The 16,053-nt window shown below is 36.5% G+C and carries 9 protein-coding genes; 1 reads left to right on the top strand and 8 read right to left on the bottom strand.

Annotated features, from left to right (window positions below; genetic code table 11):
* The first annotated feature begins 206 nt into the window (after positions 1-206).
* Positions 207-752 (top strand): hypothetical protein, encoded by a 546-nt coding sequence (locus M2326_RS14930; RefSeq protein ID WP_264620345.1) that lies wholly within the window; start codon positions 207-209, stop codon positions 750-752.
* A 1,235-nt stretch (positions 753-1,987) separates the two neighbouring features.
* On the opposite strand, the gene M2326_RS14935 is transcribed toward M2326_RS14930, so the two are convergent.
* The 8 genes from M2326_RS14935 to M2326_RS14970 form a co-directional block, all read right to left on the bottom strand.
* Entirely contained in the window at positions 1,988-2,533 is a 546-nt protein-coding gene (locus M2326_RS14935; protein ID WP_264620346.1) for a hypothetical protein, read from the bottom strand.
* Positions 2,534-3,739: 1,206 nt separating this feature from the next.
* Positions 3,740-4,600 carry a restriction endonuclease gene (locus M2326_RS14940; RefSeq protein ID WP_264620347.1) on the bottom strand — a complete coding sequence of 287 codons (861 nt, stop codon included), beginning with the start codon at positions 4,598-4,600 and terminating at the stop codon, positions 3,740-3,742.
* Positions 4,601-5,012: 412 nt separating this feature from the next.
* Complete coding sequence (locus tag M2326_RS14945) at positions 5,013-6,521, bottom strand: alpha-L-fucosidase (protein WP_264620348.1); 1,509 nt, start codon at positions 6,519-6,521, stop codon at positions 5,013-5,015.
* Positions 6,522-6,527: 6 nt separating this feature from the next.
* Positions 6,528-8,039, bottom strand: a complete 1,512-nt coding sequence (locus M2326_RS14950; RefSeq protein WP_264620349.1) for a sulfatase family protein — start codon at positions 8,037-8,039, stop codon at positions 6,528-6,530.
* Between the two features lies 1 nt (position 8,040).
* Positions 8,041-9,378: a family 43 glycosylhydrolase gene (locus tag M2326_RS14955; protein ID WP_264620350.1), complete on the bottom strand. Its 1,338-nt coding sequence runs from the start codon at positions 9,376-9,378 to the stop codon at positions 8,041-8,043.
* Between the two features lie 226 nt (positions 9,379-9,604).
* Positions 9,605-12,172, bottom strand: a complete 2,568-nt coding sequence (locus M2326_RS14960) for a WD40/YVTN/BNR-like repeat-containing protein (RefSeq protein ID WP_264620351.1) — start codon at positions 12,170-12,172, stop codon at positions 9,605-9,607.
* A gap of 44 nt (positions 12,173-12,216) precedes the next feature.
* On the bottom strand, positions 12,217-13,908 hold the full coding sequence (locus M2326_RS14965; RefSeq protein WP_264620352.1) for a sulfatase-like hydrolase/transferase: 1,692 nt from the start codon (positions 13,906-13,908) through the stop codon (positions 12,217-12,219).
* A 551-nt stretch (positions 13,909-14,459) separates the two neighbouring features.
* A complete protein-coding gene (locus M2326_RS14970) occupies positions 14,460-16,052 on the bottom strand; it encodes a ThuA domain-containing protein (RefSeq protein ID WP_264620353.1) in 1,593 nt (530 codons plus the stop codon).
* Position 16,053: the final 1 nt, after the last annotated feature.

The following is a 16,053-nucleotide window of genomic DNA, read 5'->3' on the forward strand; positions in this document are numbered from 1 at the left end:
AGGTTATAGAAATTCAGGAAATTTCATAAAAATGGTGTATTATTTAGGAAATGCCTAAAAATGCAATTCCACTATTTTAAGCGAAGAGCCACAATTATTTTAAAATGAAAATTTTATAAGATTTGTTTAAAATTCTATAGGAAAATTTTTATTGCAGTATTTAATTTTACAACATTGAAATTAACTTATCATTTAAAAATTAAATTATGGAAAACAATCTAAACAATAGGGACTTTGAAAAACGCCCTATGCTAACAGGAATGTTCGCTGATCGCGAAACTACAGAACGTGCCTATAACTCACTTACAGAAAGAGGTTATTCTAAGGATGATATTAACCTTGTAATGTCGGATGATACCCGTACTAAGTATTATTCGGATAAAAATGATCATTCAGAATTAGGTACAAAAGCCGCTGAAACTGCTGGTACAGGTTCTGCTATTGGTGGAACTATTGGAGCTGTAGTAGGTATAATTGCCGCTATTGGTACAAGTGTAGTGATACCAGGTTTGGGGTTAATTATTGCAGGACCTCTGGCAGCAGGATTAGCTGGCGCAGGTGCAGGCGGAATTGCGGGAGGTCTTATTGGTGCACTTGTTGGTTCGGGGATTCCTGAGGATAGAGCCAAAATATACGAAAATGGTATCAATGATGGACATGTAGTTATGGGAGTTCATCCAATATCGGATGAAGATGCTGATTATCTTGAACAATATTGGAGAGATAATCAAGGACAAAATATTTATAGATAAATGAAGTCATTAATATAAAAGGACTCCTCTTAAAAAAAGACGAGTCCTTTTTTTTTGACTAATTATAGTTATAGATTTTAAATGTTACAAAACATAGTTACAGTAATTATGCGCTATTAAGTATCCTATTATTGAATAGACACTTCAATAATTAATTGTAGTATCTGCAACTTTTTTGTGTTGCTTAAAGTGTACAAGCATTGTTGAGACGCTATCTAGAGACGCTTTCAGCGAGAAAAACTAGATGGGTTTAGTTTGTGAATAAGTAGTAAACAAATTTAAAATCGGTAACCGTTTGAATGATTCACTTTTCCCCATTTAGCGGAATTAAATAGCTACACGACTCAGATAAGTAGTAGATTGAAGGACAAACGACTTTCTCTTGGTGGGTTATTTAGATACATGTCATATTAATAATAGAACATAAACAAAATCTATAAAGTCATTGCGACGAAGGAAGCAATCACGTAAAAAATAGCCAACATATTACCATTCTCTGGCGCTTGACTACGTTGACTGCTTGCTTTGATTTTGGAAACCAGTCGTAGCGTTTGCAACGCGGTTTATTTTCTATATGACTTTACTATTTACGCTATCATAATAAATACGAACAATTATAAAACTAATTCTCAATCACAAAAAATCGTAACTAGTAGTAATGAGCCGCGTTGCAAACGTTACGTTTTTTTAGTCATAAGGTAAATAGGTACTCGACGCAGTCAATCACCAGGTTGTGGGACAAACGAGCGGGAGCTGGTCTAGTTATAATTTTAACAAACCACTTTTGACTATACTGTTTTACGACTACAATAATCGCAATTTTTGTCTCGCTGAAAGCGTCTCAGCAAAGGTGCTCCTCTATCTAGAGACGCTTTCAGCGAGACAAACTAGATGGGTTTGCTTTATGGTTAGAAACCAGATAATACATTTTTTTTAATTCTCTAAGTTTACAGTTCCCGTACAATCATCATATCCCTAGCGCTTGACTGCGTCGAGTGCTTGCTTTGATTTTGGAAACCGGTCGTAGCGTTTGCAACGCGGTTTCTTTACTTTAAGATTGTAATAATTACGCTCTCATTATAAGTACGAACAACTATAAAACTAATTCTCCATCACACAAAATCAAAACTAGTAGTACTGAGCCGCGTTGCAAACGCTACGTTTTTTGGTCGTAAGGTAAATAGGTACTCGACGCAGTCAAGCACCAGGTTTTGGGACAAACGAGGACGAGTTGTTTACTTTATAAATTTACCTAATTCAGCTCTTGATTTATCAAATTCTTCTTGTGTAATAAGACCTAAATCTAATTTGTCTTTTTCTTTTTTTAATTCTGTCAAGGCCTCATCACTTGTTTTACCGAATCCTTTGACCTCACCTGTAGACAAGGCATTTTCAAACTGAATACTGTAGTTTGATAATCCAGTAATGCCTTTTGTTCGAAAAGAAACAGTGTATCCCGCTCTTTTGTTACCAACAACAAAAATCTTTTTAATTTCGGTTTCTTGTCCACTAGAACTAGCAGTTAAATTTGTGATTGGCAGCAAAAAGCCGTCCCCTTCTGTAATAAAAGCAAATGATTTATTTGATGAAGGAACGCCAATTTTTATTCGATCGCCAACTTTATAAGTTGCATCGTCTTGGCTTACATATGATATAAATTCTCCTCTTGAAGAATTGCTCAAATCTTTAAAATTAATTTCCTGCCCAAAAGAAATAATAGATGTTAATAATGCTAATGTTAGTAATTTAAAACTCATCTTTTTTGTTTTTTTCTTACTCATTTGGCTTTTCAGTTACGCCCCGTTTAAATTTATGGTTTCTGGCTTCCATTTTAATCGTGGCGAATGTAAAAATAATAATCTCAAGGTTTTTACGGTTTACCACAATTAGGTAATTTATTTTGCACACGAGAGCGTCGAGTTCAAGCCTACATTCAAAAACTATTATTTTTTAAACATTTCAGCGTTATCGGCATACTTTCTACCAATACTATATTTACAACCTATAGAGTTTATTACAAATTAAGTTGCAGCAGATCCTTTTAGCGTGTACAAGGGAGATACTTATACAAGATTTTGCGGTCAATTATGCTCCAGCAAGCAGGAGGGTTATTGGGATACATGTCATATTAAAAATAAAACAAAATCTACAAAGTCATTGCGACGAAGGAAGCAATCACGTAAAAAATAGCCAACATATTACCATTCTCTGGCGCTTGACTACGTTGACTGCTTGCTTTGATTTTGGAAACCGGTCGTAGCGTTTGCAACGCGGTTTATTTACTTTAAGATTGTAATAATTACGCTCTCATTATAAGTGCGTACAACTATAAAACTAATTTTCAATCACTAAAAATCATAACTTGTAGTAATGAGCCGCGTTGCAAACGCTACGTTTTTTGGTCATAAGGTAAATAGGTACTCGACGCAGTCAATCACCAGGTTGTGGGACAAACGAGCGGGAGCTGGTCTAGTTATAATTTTAACAAACCACTTTTGACTATACTGTTTTACGACTACAGTAATCGCAATTTTTGTCTCGCTGAAAGCGTCTCAGCAAAGGTGCTCCTCTATCTAGAGACGCTTTCAGCGAGACAAACTAGATGGGTTTGCTTTATGGTTAGAAACCAGATAATACATTTTTTTTAATTCTCTAAGTTTACAGTTCCCGTACAATCATCATATCCCTAGCGCTTGACTACGTTGACTTCTTGCTTTGATTTTGGAAACCGGTCGTAGCGTTTGCAACGCGGTTTATTTTCTATATGACTTTACTATTTACGCTATCATAATAAGTACGAACAACTATAAAACTAATTCTCAATCACAAAAAATCTTAACTTGTATTAATGAGCCGCGTTGCAAACGCTACGTTTTTTGGTCTTAAGGTAAATAGGTACTCGACGCAGTCAAGCACCAGATTGTGGGACAAACGAGCGCTAGTTGGGGTTCACCATTTTTGCAAACAGCTATTGGCAGTAGTGATTCTTATTTCCAATATTTTTCAATTAATTCTAGAATTTTTTCTCTATCAAGAAAGTATATGCTACCTTTTAAATTTGTAGGTATTTTTTGTGAAATTTTATCTTTTGCATTTTCTGTAAAATTTCCACTTATAGCAACTATAAAAGTATTTATTAATCGATTTTCATTTACAGAAACTTCGAAATAAGGCATTGAAAAGGCATCATCTAATTGTCCGATTATTTCATCGATTTCAGACTTTACATTTCCTCTCACATTTCCTGCTTTTGCTTGTATTGCATAGTGTCTTAAATTACCAAACAGGGGTATTTCTGAAAATGTAAAATCTTTTCCATATTCACGGGTTCCGTGTGTAAATCGTACATCTATAAAATTCATCTTACGCAGTAATGGATAAAGTAATTCAGTGCAAAATAACTTTTCGTTGGTTTCAAATTCTTTTTGCCATACAACTCCTGAAAGTAATCTTTCAGTGTTTTTTATATATTGATTTAAAAGCTTTGCATATTTTGAAATTTGATCGTGAAATTCAAAATCTACATTGCAAATAAATTTAACTTCTATTTCTTTATAATCATCTTCAATGTCTAAAGAATGAACTTCTGCCTCTGTTTTATCATTTATTATTTCATTCAAACCACCAAGGAATGTTGAAAGTCCCCATTTTCCTTCCCAATATTTATTTGGTTGATTACTCCTAAAAAGAAAAACAACATCATTATCTACTTTACCAACTTCTAACTCATAAAAAAAAAATGTTCCAAAACCATCTGAACTATGTAAATCAAAAAATAAATTTTTAGGAAAATCAATAATTGTTAATTTTATCCCTTGAATTACTTTTAAATCACTTTCAATGTACAATGATTTATCATCGATGTAAGTATCAATGTCAAAGTTTATTTTATTGTCACCAATTATGAGCTGATAATTTTATGCGTCTATTTCGTAAATTTTGGGTTATTTATCATTACTATAAACATGTATATATCCGAAATAAACCGTCGCATAGCTACCAATAAAAGGCATTTAGGCGAAGGCTAATTCCGCTGTATTTTTCTTTCCCAAATATATAAAATATTCCTACAAAACGTAATTAAAAAAACAAAAACATCCAATTTTAGCCCTGATCACGGCGACATCCTTTATGGCTTTTTTCGGTCATAAAGATATAGCCTCGAGCAGGACTAGTTGCTCTTATGAAAACCAATCCTTCTGCTCCTAAACAAAAAAACACCAACCGAATCGATTGGTGTTTTTGGAATACTGTAACTGTTTATTTTTTGAATTCGATTTTGATTCCGATTACGCTCCAGTTGGGTAATTGGGTTGGTTTGGAGATGACCAAAGCTTCGTTTTCTACTTTCCATTTTAGTTTTTCTTTGCTTCCTAAAATCGAAATGTTGGCGATTTTTTTGTCGTTCAATTTGGAGTTTGTACCCAATGACTTAATGCGGACATCTTTGGTGGGTTGCTCCAAACAGAAGGCGTACAAGGTGTTCTCTCCTTTGGTTGTAAAACGAATATCGTATTCGGCGTACTTGATGTTTTTTTCGTTAAATTTGGCCGTTTTTACCGTTACGGCTTTTACTGGTCTTTCGCCAAAAACTTTCCAAGGTCGTGAACCGTAGATTCCTTCACCATTGGTGGCAATCCAAGTACCAATTTCGTCTAGCGCTTTTAGTAAATCTCCTTCGATATCTCCTTCTGGCGTTTGAACGATATTGATTAATAGGTTTCCGTTCTTGCTCACAATGTCGCACAACATTTGCAAGGTATAAGTAGCGGTTTTATATTTTTGACCTGTTCTATAATACCAATCTCCGATGGAGGTATCGGTCTGCCAAGGATACGGACTGATTTCGTCCATTACGCCACGTTCCATATCTTCGACCCATTTTCCATTTGAGTCTTCTTTACAGTTGTAAACCGCTTCTAGTTTTCCGTTATTGGCTTTGATATTGGTATTGTAAAAATTGGCAATCATGGCTCTACCCACGTCACCAAATGGTAATTTACTATCCGAGTACAATAGATCGGGTTTGTAGTTATTCACCAATTCGTTGATGCGTGACAACCATTCTTGTTGCGATTCTGGGTCGGTCGTCATCCATTCTTTGTCCTCTGGAGCTAATTTTTTATGGTATAAATCTACATATTTTGGGTCATTCCCATCATACGGAATTCCGGCCATGGGTCCCGTTTTATCAGCTCCTTTATTGGTTTGAAACCAAGTATAACTCGCTCCTAAATGTTCTGAAACTCCAAATTTCAATCCTTCTTTTTTGGCGGCATCTTGCCATAATTTTACGATGTCTTTTTTAGGCCCCATTTTTACAGAGTTCCAATCGTGTAGTTTGGAATCCCACAAAAAGAAGTTATCATGGTGTGTCCCCATACTCACAAAATATTTGGCTCCTGCTTTTTTGTAGAGTGCCATCAATTGTTCTGGGTTGAATTTTTCTGCTTTCCACAACTTAATAATATCTTTGTACCCCACTTTGGACGGATGCCCATAATGCTCCAAATGGTATTTGTAATCTGCTGATCCTTCTTCGTACATTTTTTTGGCATACCAATCGCCTTGCTTTGGCACGGCTTGCGGTCCCCAATGCGACCAAATTCCGAATTTGGCATCTCTAAACCATTCTGGATATTGATATTTTTCCAAAGATTCGTCTGTAGCTTTGAAAGGTCCTGGAGCAATTGCAGTTTGCGCTTGACCGTTTAATGATGCACCCAAAAACAAGAGTAATGCCCATTGGGTTAGTGTTCTTTTTTTCATAATTGGTTAATTTTTTGTTGGTTTATTTCCGTCTCTAGCGGCATTGAAAGCGGCAAAAAGTTGCTCTACTTTGACTTTGTATTTTGGAACATTAATTAAGTTTCCACTTTCTTTTTCTTCAACATTATCGACAAGATTGAACAAAGCATGCGGTGTTCTAGTGGTATCTGATTTGTCTTTTTTATCGAAAGCAATAATCAATTTCCAACCGTCTTCGATAATCACCCCTTCTTTGGAAGTTCCGGATTGTGTCATTATATAAGGATGTACAGGGGCTTTATTTTTTCCTAATAATAATGGCAATAAGTTAGCCGAATCAATTTGTTGGTTTTCAGGTAATTTTTGGTCGGTAATTGCTGCCAAGGTTGCCATCACATCCAATCCTAAAACAGGAGTCGTATTGATGGTTTTGGCTTTGATTTGTCCTGGCCACCAAGCTATAAAAGGTACTCTGTGTCCGCCTTCATAAGGTTGGTTTTTACTCCCTCGGTAAATATCACTGGATTGATGCCCTGCTTGCTTGTCTTCTTTGACTTGCAATCCTCCGTTGTCTGAGGTAAAAATGATAATCGTATTGTCATAAACACCTTTTTTCTTCAAGCTTTGTACCAACATTTCTATTTGTACATCAAGTTCTTTGACCACATCCAAATGCGAACTTGGTGTAGTTCCTGCAATTTTTTTACCATTCAAACTCTCGGATGGCGTGTGTGGCAAATGCACCGCAAGCGCACAGTAATACATAAAAAAAGGTTTGTCTTTTGAGCTGTTTTCTATAAAATTTATTGCTTTTCCAATCAACTTTGGTCCCATATGGTGTGGATCCCAATTGGAATCCCCCAGACCTTCGTCTTTGTCTAGCTTCACCCCAATCTTGGTCATATTCTCTTGAGAAATGAAGGTGATTTTGGAATGTTTTTGAAAAGGAGACCATTTTTCGTTTTCATAGGCAGCATAAGGCACATTTTGAATTCCAGAAGGAAACATATAGCTATAATCAAAACCATTTTGTTTGGGTCCATTTCCTGCTATGCGAGTGATGTCTACATCTAGTTCTACTTTACCGCGATTCGCTCTATAAATTTTTGTAGGGTTATTTTTTTCATAAAAATCAGATCCGAATCCCCATTTTCCAAAGAAAGCGGTTTGATATCCTCCTGATTTCATTAGTTTACCCAAAGTCAATTGATCCTCTTTTATTGGTGACTGTTGATAGGATCCCCAAACTCCCCAAGGCGCATAACTACGGTAGCAATTTTGCCCAGACATAATTGAAGCACGTGTTGGTGCACACAATGCTGCTGGCGAATGCGCATCTGTAAAAGTCATTCCTTCTTTGGCCAATTGGTCAATCGCTGGGGTTTCGACAATAATATCATTCGAATGCATTTTTCGATAATAAGAAATATCTCCAAGTCCGATGTCATCGGCTAATACTACAATAACATTTGGTTTCTTTTGTGCAGCAACACCTAATGATAGCGTTACTGCTAGGGTAATAAGTAGGTTGTTTTTCATTTTATTTTTCTAATAATAACCAATTCAAATTGACAATTTTATCGGCGCCATTTTCAGATTTAAAAACCACGACAATATCTTGAATTCCAGTTACGGTTTCTAACAAATTAGTTTCGATAGTTTGCCAAGAATTCCACCCACCTGTATATTTTGCTGGGAAATCGGCAATCATTTTTCCTTTGGCCTCTTTGAGGTGTATTTCAAAATTGCCAAAACGTTGTCCGCTAGCATATCGTGCTTTAATTTTCTTGGCAGTACCATCACCAAAATCGACTCCTTTAAATTTCACAGAACTCATGTTCTTAGTATCAGAAACCATCCAACCTATAGGTTCATTTCCTCCAACAAAAGAAGTCTGTGCTTTGTCTATTTCGTTATAACGATCAATTTGTATGGTATCTCCAATTTTTGGATTTCCAATACCTCTTAAGGTTGGTTTTACTTTTTTGATGGTTCCATCTTCTTTAAATTCCATATAATCGGCTTGAATAGAACGTAATTTATTATGTCCACTGATAGCCCACCAATGGTAAAATAAAATCCATTTTCCTTCATAATTCACTACCGAATGATGGTTGGTTCCATTACTTATATTATCCATAATCTTACCACGATATTCAAAAGGCCCCATTGGGCTACTACTAGTTGCGTATCCAATATTATAGCCTTCCTCAGGATACACATGTGCAAAAGTGAAATAGTAAAGATTATTATACTTAAAAGGAAAGGATCCTTCTTTGTAACCCGCTGGCAATCCTTCAATTTTAATTGGTTTTCCCTCGATTTCTTTCATGTTGTCTTTCAATGGCGCAACAAATAATTCTTTACCACCACCAAAATACAAATACGCTTTTCCATCATCGTCCAATAATAATCCAGGATCAATTCCAGAAACTCCTTCGATATACTTTTTCTCCCATTTGAACGGCCCCGTTGGACTTTTGGAAACCCCCACTCCTATTCGTCTAAATGCTGATTTATCGGCAGGTTCTGCAGGATAATAGTAATAATATAGATCTCCTTTTTTTATACAATCGGGTGCCCACATTCCATAGGAATCTTTCTTGCCCCAAGGCACTTGATTTTGATCTAAAACAACTCCATAATCTTTCCATGTACTTCCGTTTTCCAAGGAATACATATGATAATCGGGCATACAAAAACGAGGTGCTTCAATACCTTCTTTTGGCACCACATCGTGAGAAGGGTAAACGTATAACTTGCCATCAAAAACTCTGGCAGTTGGATCTGCTGTAAATATTTTGGTCACTAGTGGATTTTGCGCAATAAGACTTTGAGCTGCTAGAAATAAGGTAGTAAATACTATAAATGGTTTCATCTGTTTTTAATTTTTTAAATAGGAAAGAATCTGTTTGAAATGCATCTTTATCATTAATGGCTTTCAGTGCTCGAATAAATATTTGTACAGTCTACGATTTATTCAATTTGAATTTTGACAGCTAGGTAAATTCGACCTCTTTTGACCAAAATCTATGTAAGCAAGAATCACACTATTTTGAATCACTTTGTTGACATTTTCTTTTATCGAAATTGAATACTGTACATTATTTAATTATTGCTTTGGCCCAGCCGCTTCCTTTCAAAGCACACCATAAAACAGCAGCATCTTCTGGATCCGGTTTTAAGTCAATCACACTATCAGGTTGTCCTAAATTCTTGTTGATTTTAGTCCAGGTTTTTCCAGCATCTTTAGACAAGTAGGCTCCAGGGTTCAAACTAGTTACTCCCTTGTTTTCGTCTTGGCTTGCCACTGCAACGGTAATAATATTGGAATCTACTGGAGAAACTTCGGTTTGCCATACATAGGGCATATCAAAAATCTTGTCCCAATCTTTTCCGTTATTTTTACTTTTCCAAACGCCGCCTTCCTCTTGCGTGCCTCTAGCACGACCGCAGGAAATAAACATTTCGTTGGTTTTTTTATCTATAAAAAGATTGTTGACCGCAATAATGTCGTTTGGTGTTTTTGCTTTTTCCCAGTTTTCGCCTTTATCAACCGATTTATACAAGCCACCATCAATTTTTCCATCAGCAGACTGCACCAAAGTGGCATACAAAATATTTGGATTTACAGGATCCATAACCAAACGCCTCACATTGATGGCTTCTTTTGTTGCTCCTACGGTTGGCAATCCTTTGTTGATTCGAGTCCAAGTCAAACCGCTATCGGCACTTGTAAAAATTCCGTGTTCACTAAATGGTGCTTTAGGACCACCTACTTCAGAAATCGGAGAGGCAATCGTGTTGAAATAAATATTCGATGGTGTTTTGTAATCAATCAGCAAAGACGATTGCAGAACATTGTTTGAAATATTTCCACCCGCTTTAAAAGCGATTGCAATATCATTCCATGTTTTTCCGCCATCGGTAGATTTTCTCAAAGCACCACGATGGTCTTGACGAAACATAATAATATAAATGGTATTCGGGTCATTTGGATGCACCGCTACCGAAGCAATAGATGTTGCTCCTTTTTCATTCAACTGCCCTTCTATTTGTTTTACAGCGACTGCGTTTTTGTCTGGATAATTATCCAAATTAGCATTTTGCCACAAGCCGTGTTCGCCACTACTGAAGAATTTTCGACCTTTGACACCAGTGTCCAATAACATAAAACGACCTGGTAAATTACTGCCACCACGACCTACCCAATGATCACTTCCGGGTTTGGTTTCATTATCATCTACCTGAATCCACGTTTTTCCGCCATCGTTGGAACGTAAAATTTGTTGTTCGATACAAACAAAAAGTTCGCCTTTGTTATTAATTTGCATGAAACGATTCCCTGAAACCTCCGGTTTATGATCCATTTCTTTTTGCAAATGGCCGTAAGTTGTGTTGACACCAACTGGATTATTGCGAGATTGCCAGTAGGCATCGTCTTTCCCTTTCATCCAATCCACTCCTGTGCGTGCAGTTGCAAGCCAATTTTTTCCACCGTCAGCAGTTTTCCAAACATCTCCAGGGCCAAATGCTTTGTCGTGTTTAACGTTATGCGAAATGTATACTTCATTTTTGTTTAATGGATTCACTACAATTCGATTGAAAGTACTGAACATTTGCGTAGGCAAATCTGGATGCTTTTCTTTCAGTTCCTTTTCTGGTTTATCAAACCAAAAAGACATCGTTTTCCAATAGCCTCTTTGTGCATCAAAACTTGAAATTTTGTTATAATCTAAAGCAATGTTTCCTGAGATGGAAGTCCAACTTTGACCGCCATCGGTACTTTGAAAAATACCGCCTTTGGCTTTGATTGTTTTTCCGTCTTCTTCATAAAAAGTTTGTTCCAATTCGTATAAAACATACTCTTTGGTTTTTGGATTAAAGTAGAAAGTCAAATCTCTCGGAAGATTATTCGGCAAACCTTTGGCACTCATTTTCCATGATTCTCCTTGATCCGTACTGCTATACACACCAAAACTAGTTGCCATTACTATTTTTTTGGAATTAGTAGGGTCCACAATAATGCGTCCGATATCCAAAGTTGGAGGCAAACCGTTGGTGATTTTTTTCCATGTTTTTCCTTTGTCTGTACTTTTCAAAATATTTCCGTAAGAAGCATATTTGGCAACTTCACCTTTTGGATTGTTTAGACTTCTATGATTTGCTTTTACATTCCAAAAATCACCTGCACCTGCATACCAATTGTTATCATTGGATGGGTCAACAGTCAAAACGGCATACCTTCCTTTACTCGGAAAATCGTCTATTTGTTCCCAGTTGCGACCTAAATCGGTGGTTTTGAATAATTCGCCACGAACACTTATGGAGTAACCCAAATTCTCCGATTGATGCGAGAAAACAATATCCTGCACACGACGCATTTCACGACCAGTTCCATCGTTGTCTTTGATGGTTTGCCATGACTTTCCGTTGTCCCAAGATCCGTAGCTATTGTACATATCTGGCGACATAAACATGACATTGGTATTGGTAGGATGGCACCAATATTCTTCGCAATAACCAGACATTCCTGGTCCAAACTGTTGCCATTCGACCGAATTGCTAGAAACAACTCTTTCGGATTGTAACTTTTTGAAGTATTTTTTATCCAGCTGACTGTAGCCTTTACAACTCAGTAAAACCAGTAATAATAGGGTGCTTTTTTTCATTTTTTAAAACTAATGTGGTGTAAATGTGGGTTGTTGACTAGATATTACTCTTCGCCACCATCCTCTTTATTTTTCTTATTGCCTTTCTTAGGTCCTTTTTTGGCGGCGCTATTTTTTTCCATTTCGTCAATTTTTAATTGATCTTTTGCTGACATAGGCCCGTTTGGAGCTTCAGCAAATTTGTTAAAACGAGGTAAAATGGACTCCAATTTTGCTTTTTCTTGCTTTTGTTCGGGAGTGGATTTCGACCAATCGGTAATTTGTGGAAAACTGATTAAGTCGGTTGAGTTTTTCGATACATCATACCATTTATTTCGTCCGTCTTTAAGCACTGTATTTCCCCTAATTAACTGCATTGGTCCACTGTAAGCGTACAACCAATCGCGGTGCGTTTTTTTGTTAGTTGTTAAAAAAGGGATTAAACTTTCACCATTGATTTCGTAATCTTTTGGTAATGTTACGCCTGTAATCTCGGCAATTGTTGGTAGCACATCTGAAATATTTACCAAAACTTCCTGCTTCCCTTTTTTGGTCATTTTCATACCTGGTGCATAGACGATAAAGGGCACATGACATCCTTTTTGAACATCAGGACTGTTTTTTCCATATCCACTCGTTCCATTGTCTGCGCAGAATATAAAAATGGTATTGTTTTCGATTTTTAACTCCTTCATTTTTTTCAAATACAAAGAAACTTGGTAGTCCAAATAATTGACGTGATTATGAATTCCAGGACCAGTTACTGTTCCGTGCGTATCATAAATACCTTTTTCACCTGTTACATTTGGTTGTGTTCTGTTGTATTTGGTTCCGTCCCATTGTACGATTGGTGTTCCCGGCCATTTGTTTTTTTCTGATGGATTCAAAAAGTCCATCGCATCATGTCCTAAGTGTGAGGTATGGTAAACAAAGAATGGTTTGTTCTCTTTGGTTTTTCGTTCCATAAAATCCAGAACGAAATCCAATTCTACATCTGGACCATACGTACTGTTGCCGTATTGTTTTTTGGATTCGGCAGTATTTGGCCACCATTGAAACTTTTCTTTCGACTTGGGTTGGTTCATCAACATTACGTGCGGTCTCCAGTACCAACTAGATTGAGCGTAAGAAGAAACAGCTTGTCCATTATTTCTATTGATTAATGTTTTTTTGCCATCAATTTTTTGCTCTGCCAATTCAAAATCGGTAAACGGATTTTCGGTGTTCAAAGAAGTACTTTCTCCGGGAGTGAAAACACCTTCATCAAAATCAAATTTTTCGATTTCGGCATTTCGCATCTGTGATTTCCCAGCCCACATAGAAGCATATCCTCCTTTTTTGGCGATAGTCCCGATGGTATTTGCGGAGCTAGAATATAAATTATAGGTAGTTAACTTTCCTTTTTCGTTGGTAAACTTTCCGATATGCTTGTTGTCCCACCACTTATGTAAGTGTGCGTAGCGACCCGTCATCATCATGGCACGACTAGGCGAACAAACAACAGCGGCCCATGCAGATGAAATATAACAACCTTCATTGGCCATTTTGTCTAGTACTGGAGTGCTTGCTCTGTACTGTAGATCTGTACTATTACCACCAGATGGTGGACTCCAAACATCCGACTTATAAATAGGTAATTCTCTGGCGCTAATATCATCAGCGAACAATAGAATAATATTGGGTTTTTGGGTATTGCTTTTTTGGGCAAAACCTGTAACTGTCGATACAGCAAGTACTAATGATAAAATGATTTTCATTACAGATTTATTGTTTTATTACTTTAATTTTTTGAAAAGCCTTTTCTGTTTCTAAGACTAAGAAATAAACTCCTGGTTTAAATCTATGGTGCTTGTTGTACGTAAGAATAATTATAACAAGTCGTAGCGCTTAAATTCGCAAAGACCGCAAATAGGATGAAGTAGTTTGTTTTTCGAAATCATTTTGGTTGGTTAGTTGATGGTGGTTGTTTACCTAACAAATTTAAATGAATCGTGAATTTTGCCGATGAACATATGTTCAAGACTCTATAACTAATGGTTTTATTGGCTGTTCCATCTAAGTTCCTCCAAGGCACTTTCGAAAATAAAGTAAAAAAAAACAGCCTAAGTACTTGGCTGTACTTAGGCTGCTATGTTTTAATGTAGTTTTATATGACTGTCCACTTTGAATACTAAAAAAATTGGCACGCAGATTCTATAGGTTTAAGCAGATCAATACTGATTTTTATGCGGAAATCTCTAAAAAATCTGCGTACCTTTTATAATTAAAGACCTAATAACAAATAGTCATAACATTTTATTTTCAAATATTAGAAATTTTTCAACTTGGAAGGAAACTTCGTTATCGGTTCGATTCGCATATTTTTATAATACACTTCTGCTGCTTCCGATTGAATTTGAATTTTACCTTTATCTGCCGGAATCGTTTTTCCGCCCACATCATAGCGTGCGTTGTTCACTCGGTTGACTACATGACCGTTTACCAAATGGATACTTTGAGTCCCTAAACAATAAATTTCGAGTGTGTTCCATTCTCCAGCTGGATTCTCATAATTCTCTGATTTTGTAGTTCTACCAGATTTATAGTTTGGAGCGTACTTTATAGGAGTGTTTTTTCCTTTTGGATTGTAAATGAAATTCGATTTACCGTTAGCATTTACTTTTTCGTCTGCAGGAACATCTCCATATACTTGTCCCAAAGCGATAAAATCGCCACAATCTCCATCTTGCACTTGGTATTCTAAACTATGCATCCACACCTTCCAAAATGTTCCATGAGGACCTTTGGCGTGGTACAAAATTCCACTGTCTTTTTTGTCTTTCAAACGAGGTTCCCATTTCTTATCGCCCCATTTGAATTGGGTTGTCAAATGATAATCACCGTAATCATTTTTGGTAGTCAAACCTCCATAAATTTCACCCGAAACTTTTAATATATTTTCGCCATTTTCTTGAATTATAGAAAATACTTTTTTGGGATCATTGTTCAAGCCCATTGGTTTTCCTGTGTTTACATTTTCTGATTTTTCAAAATCAATATCTACCGATGGATGTACAGCTCCCATCCAAACGTCCCATTTCGCTAATGTTGGTTCTAGTAAATTTTCTCCACCTTGTGCAATCACAACATTAGTTTCGCCCAAAGCCCAACGGATTCCTTCTTGCAAATGTTTTAAAAAATTAGGATCTACATACGATTCATCTGTATGTCCCATCGCTGTATAAAAAATACGACCACCCTCGTAAGTATGGTACCACGAAATAGGATGCGAAGTTCCCATAGTACCACCTTTATAACTGTTTTCGTCAGCAGATAATAACACATTTACATGGGCACCAACTGGTTTTTTAAAATTATACCATTCATCAAACATCTCAAAACTAGCAGGATAATGTGTCGTTGCAGGATGCGGATTATTGGCGTTTTTATTGACAACTACTTTTTGTTGTTTAGGGTGTGATAAAAACTGTGCTCCAATCATTTCGGCATAAAAAGGCCATTCGTACTCAGTATCTGTAGCGGCATGAACGCCCACAAAACTACCGCCGTTATTGATGAATTTCTCAAAAGCTTTCTCTTGTTCACTATTCAAAATATCTCCAGTGGTGTTTAAGAACAGGACCATTTGGAAATTTGAAAGCGTCTCTGGAGTAAATAAATTGGCGTCTTCGCTAAACTGCATTTTCCAACCTTGCTCCTCATCCATTTTTTGCAAAGCAGCAATCCCTTTTGGAATAGAGGTATGTCTAAATCCAGCGGTTTTTGAGAATATTAAAATAGATTTACTGTCAGTAACCTTGCTTGCACTAGCATTTGTTTTATTGGCTGTTTTACAACTATAAATCAAAAAACTGCTTATTGTTAGCAGTACAAGTACATATTTATTAATTATATGGAACATA

Origin of the sequence: Flavobacterium psychraerolatum, assembly GCF_025960985.1 — a bacterium.
Classification (GTDB): Bacteria; Bacteroidota; Bacteroidia; order Flavobacteriales; family Flavobacteriaceae; genus Flavobacterium.

Excerpts from the sequence above, each read along its gene's own strand:
- M2326_RS14930 (WP_264620345.1), top strand. The coding sequence starts at position 207 with ATGGAAAACAATCTAAACAATAGGGACTTTGAAAAACGCCCTATGCTA.
- M2326_RS14935 (WP_264620346.1), bottom strand. The coding sequence starts at position 2,533 with ATGAGTAAGAAAAAAACAAAAAAGATGAGTTTTAAATTACTAACATTA.
- M2326_RS14945 (WP_264620348.1), bottom strand. The coding sequence starts at position 6,521 with ATGAAAAAAAGAACACTAACCCAATGGGCATTACTCTTGTTTTTGGGT.
- M2326_RS14950 (WP_264620349.1), bottom strand. The coding sequence starts at position 8,039 with ATGAAAAACAACCTACTTATTACCCTAGCAGTAACGCTATCATTAGGT.
- M2326_RS14955 (WP_264620350.1), bottom strand. The coding sequence starts at position 9,378 with ATGAAACCATTTATAGTATTTACTACCTTATTTCTAGCAGCTCAAAGT.
- M2326_RS14960 (WP_264620351.1), bottom strand. The coding sequence starts at position 12,172 with ATGAAAAAAAGCACCCTATTATTACTGGTTTTACTGAGTTGTAAAGGC.
- M2326_RS14965 (WP_264620352.1), bottom strand. The coding sequence starts at position 13,908 with ATGAAAATCATTTTATCATTAGTACTTGCTGTATCGACAGTTACAGGT.
- M2326_RS14970 (WP_264620353.1), bottom strand. The coding sequence starts at position 16,052 with ATGTTCCATATAATTAATAAATATGTACTTGTACTGCTAACAATAAGC.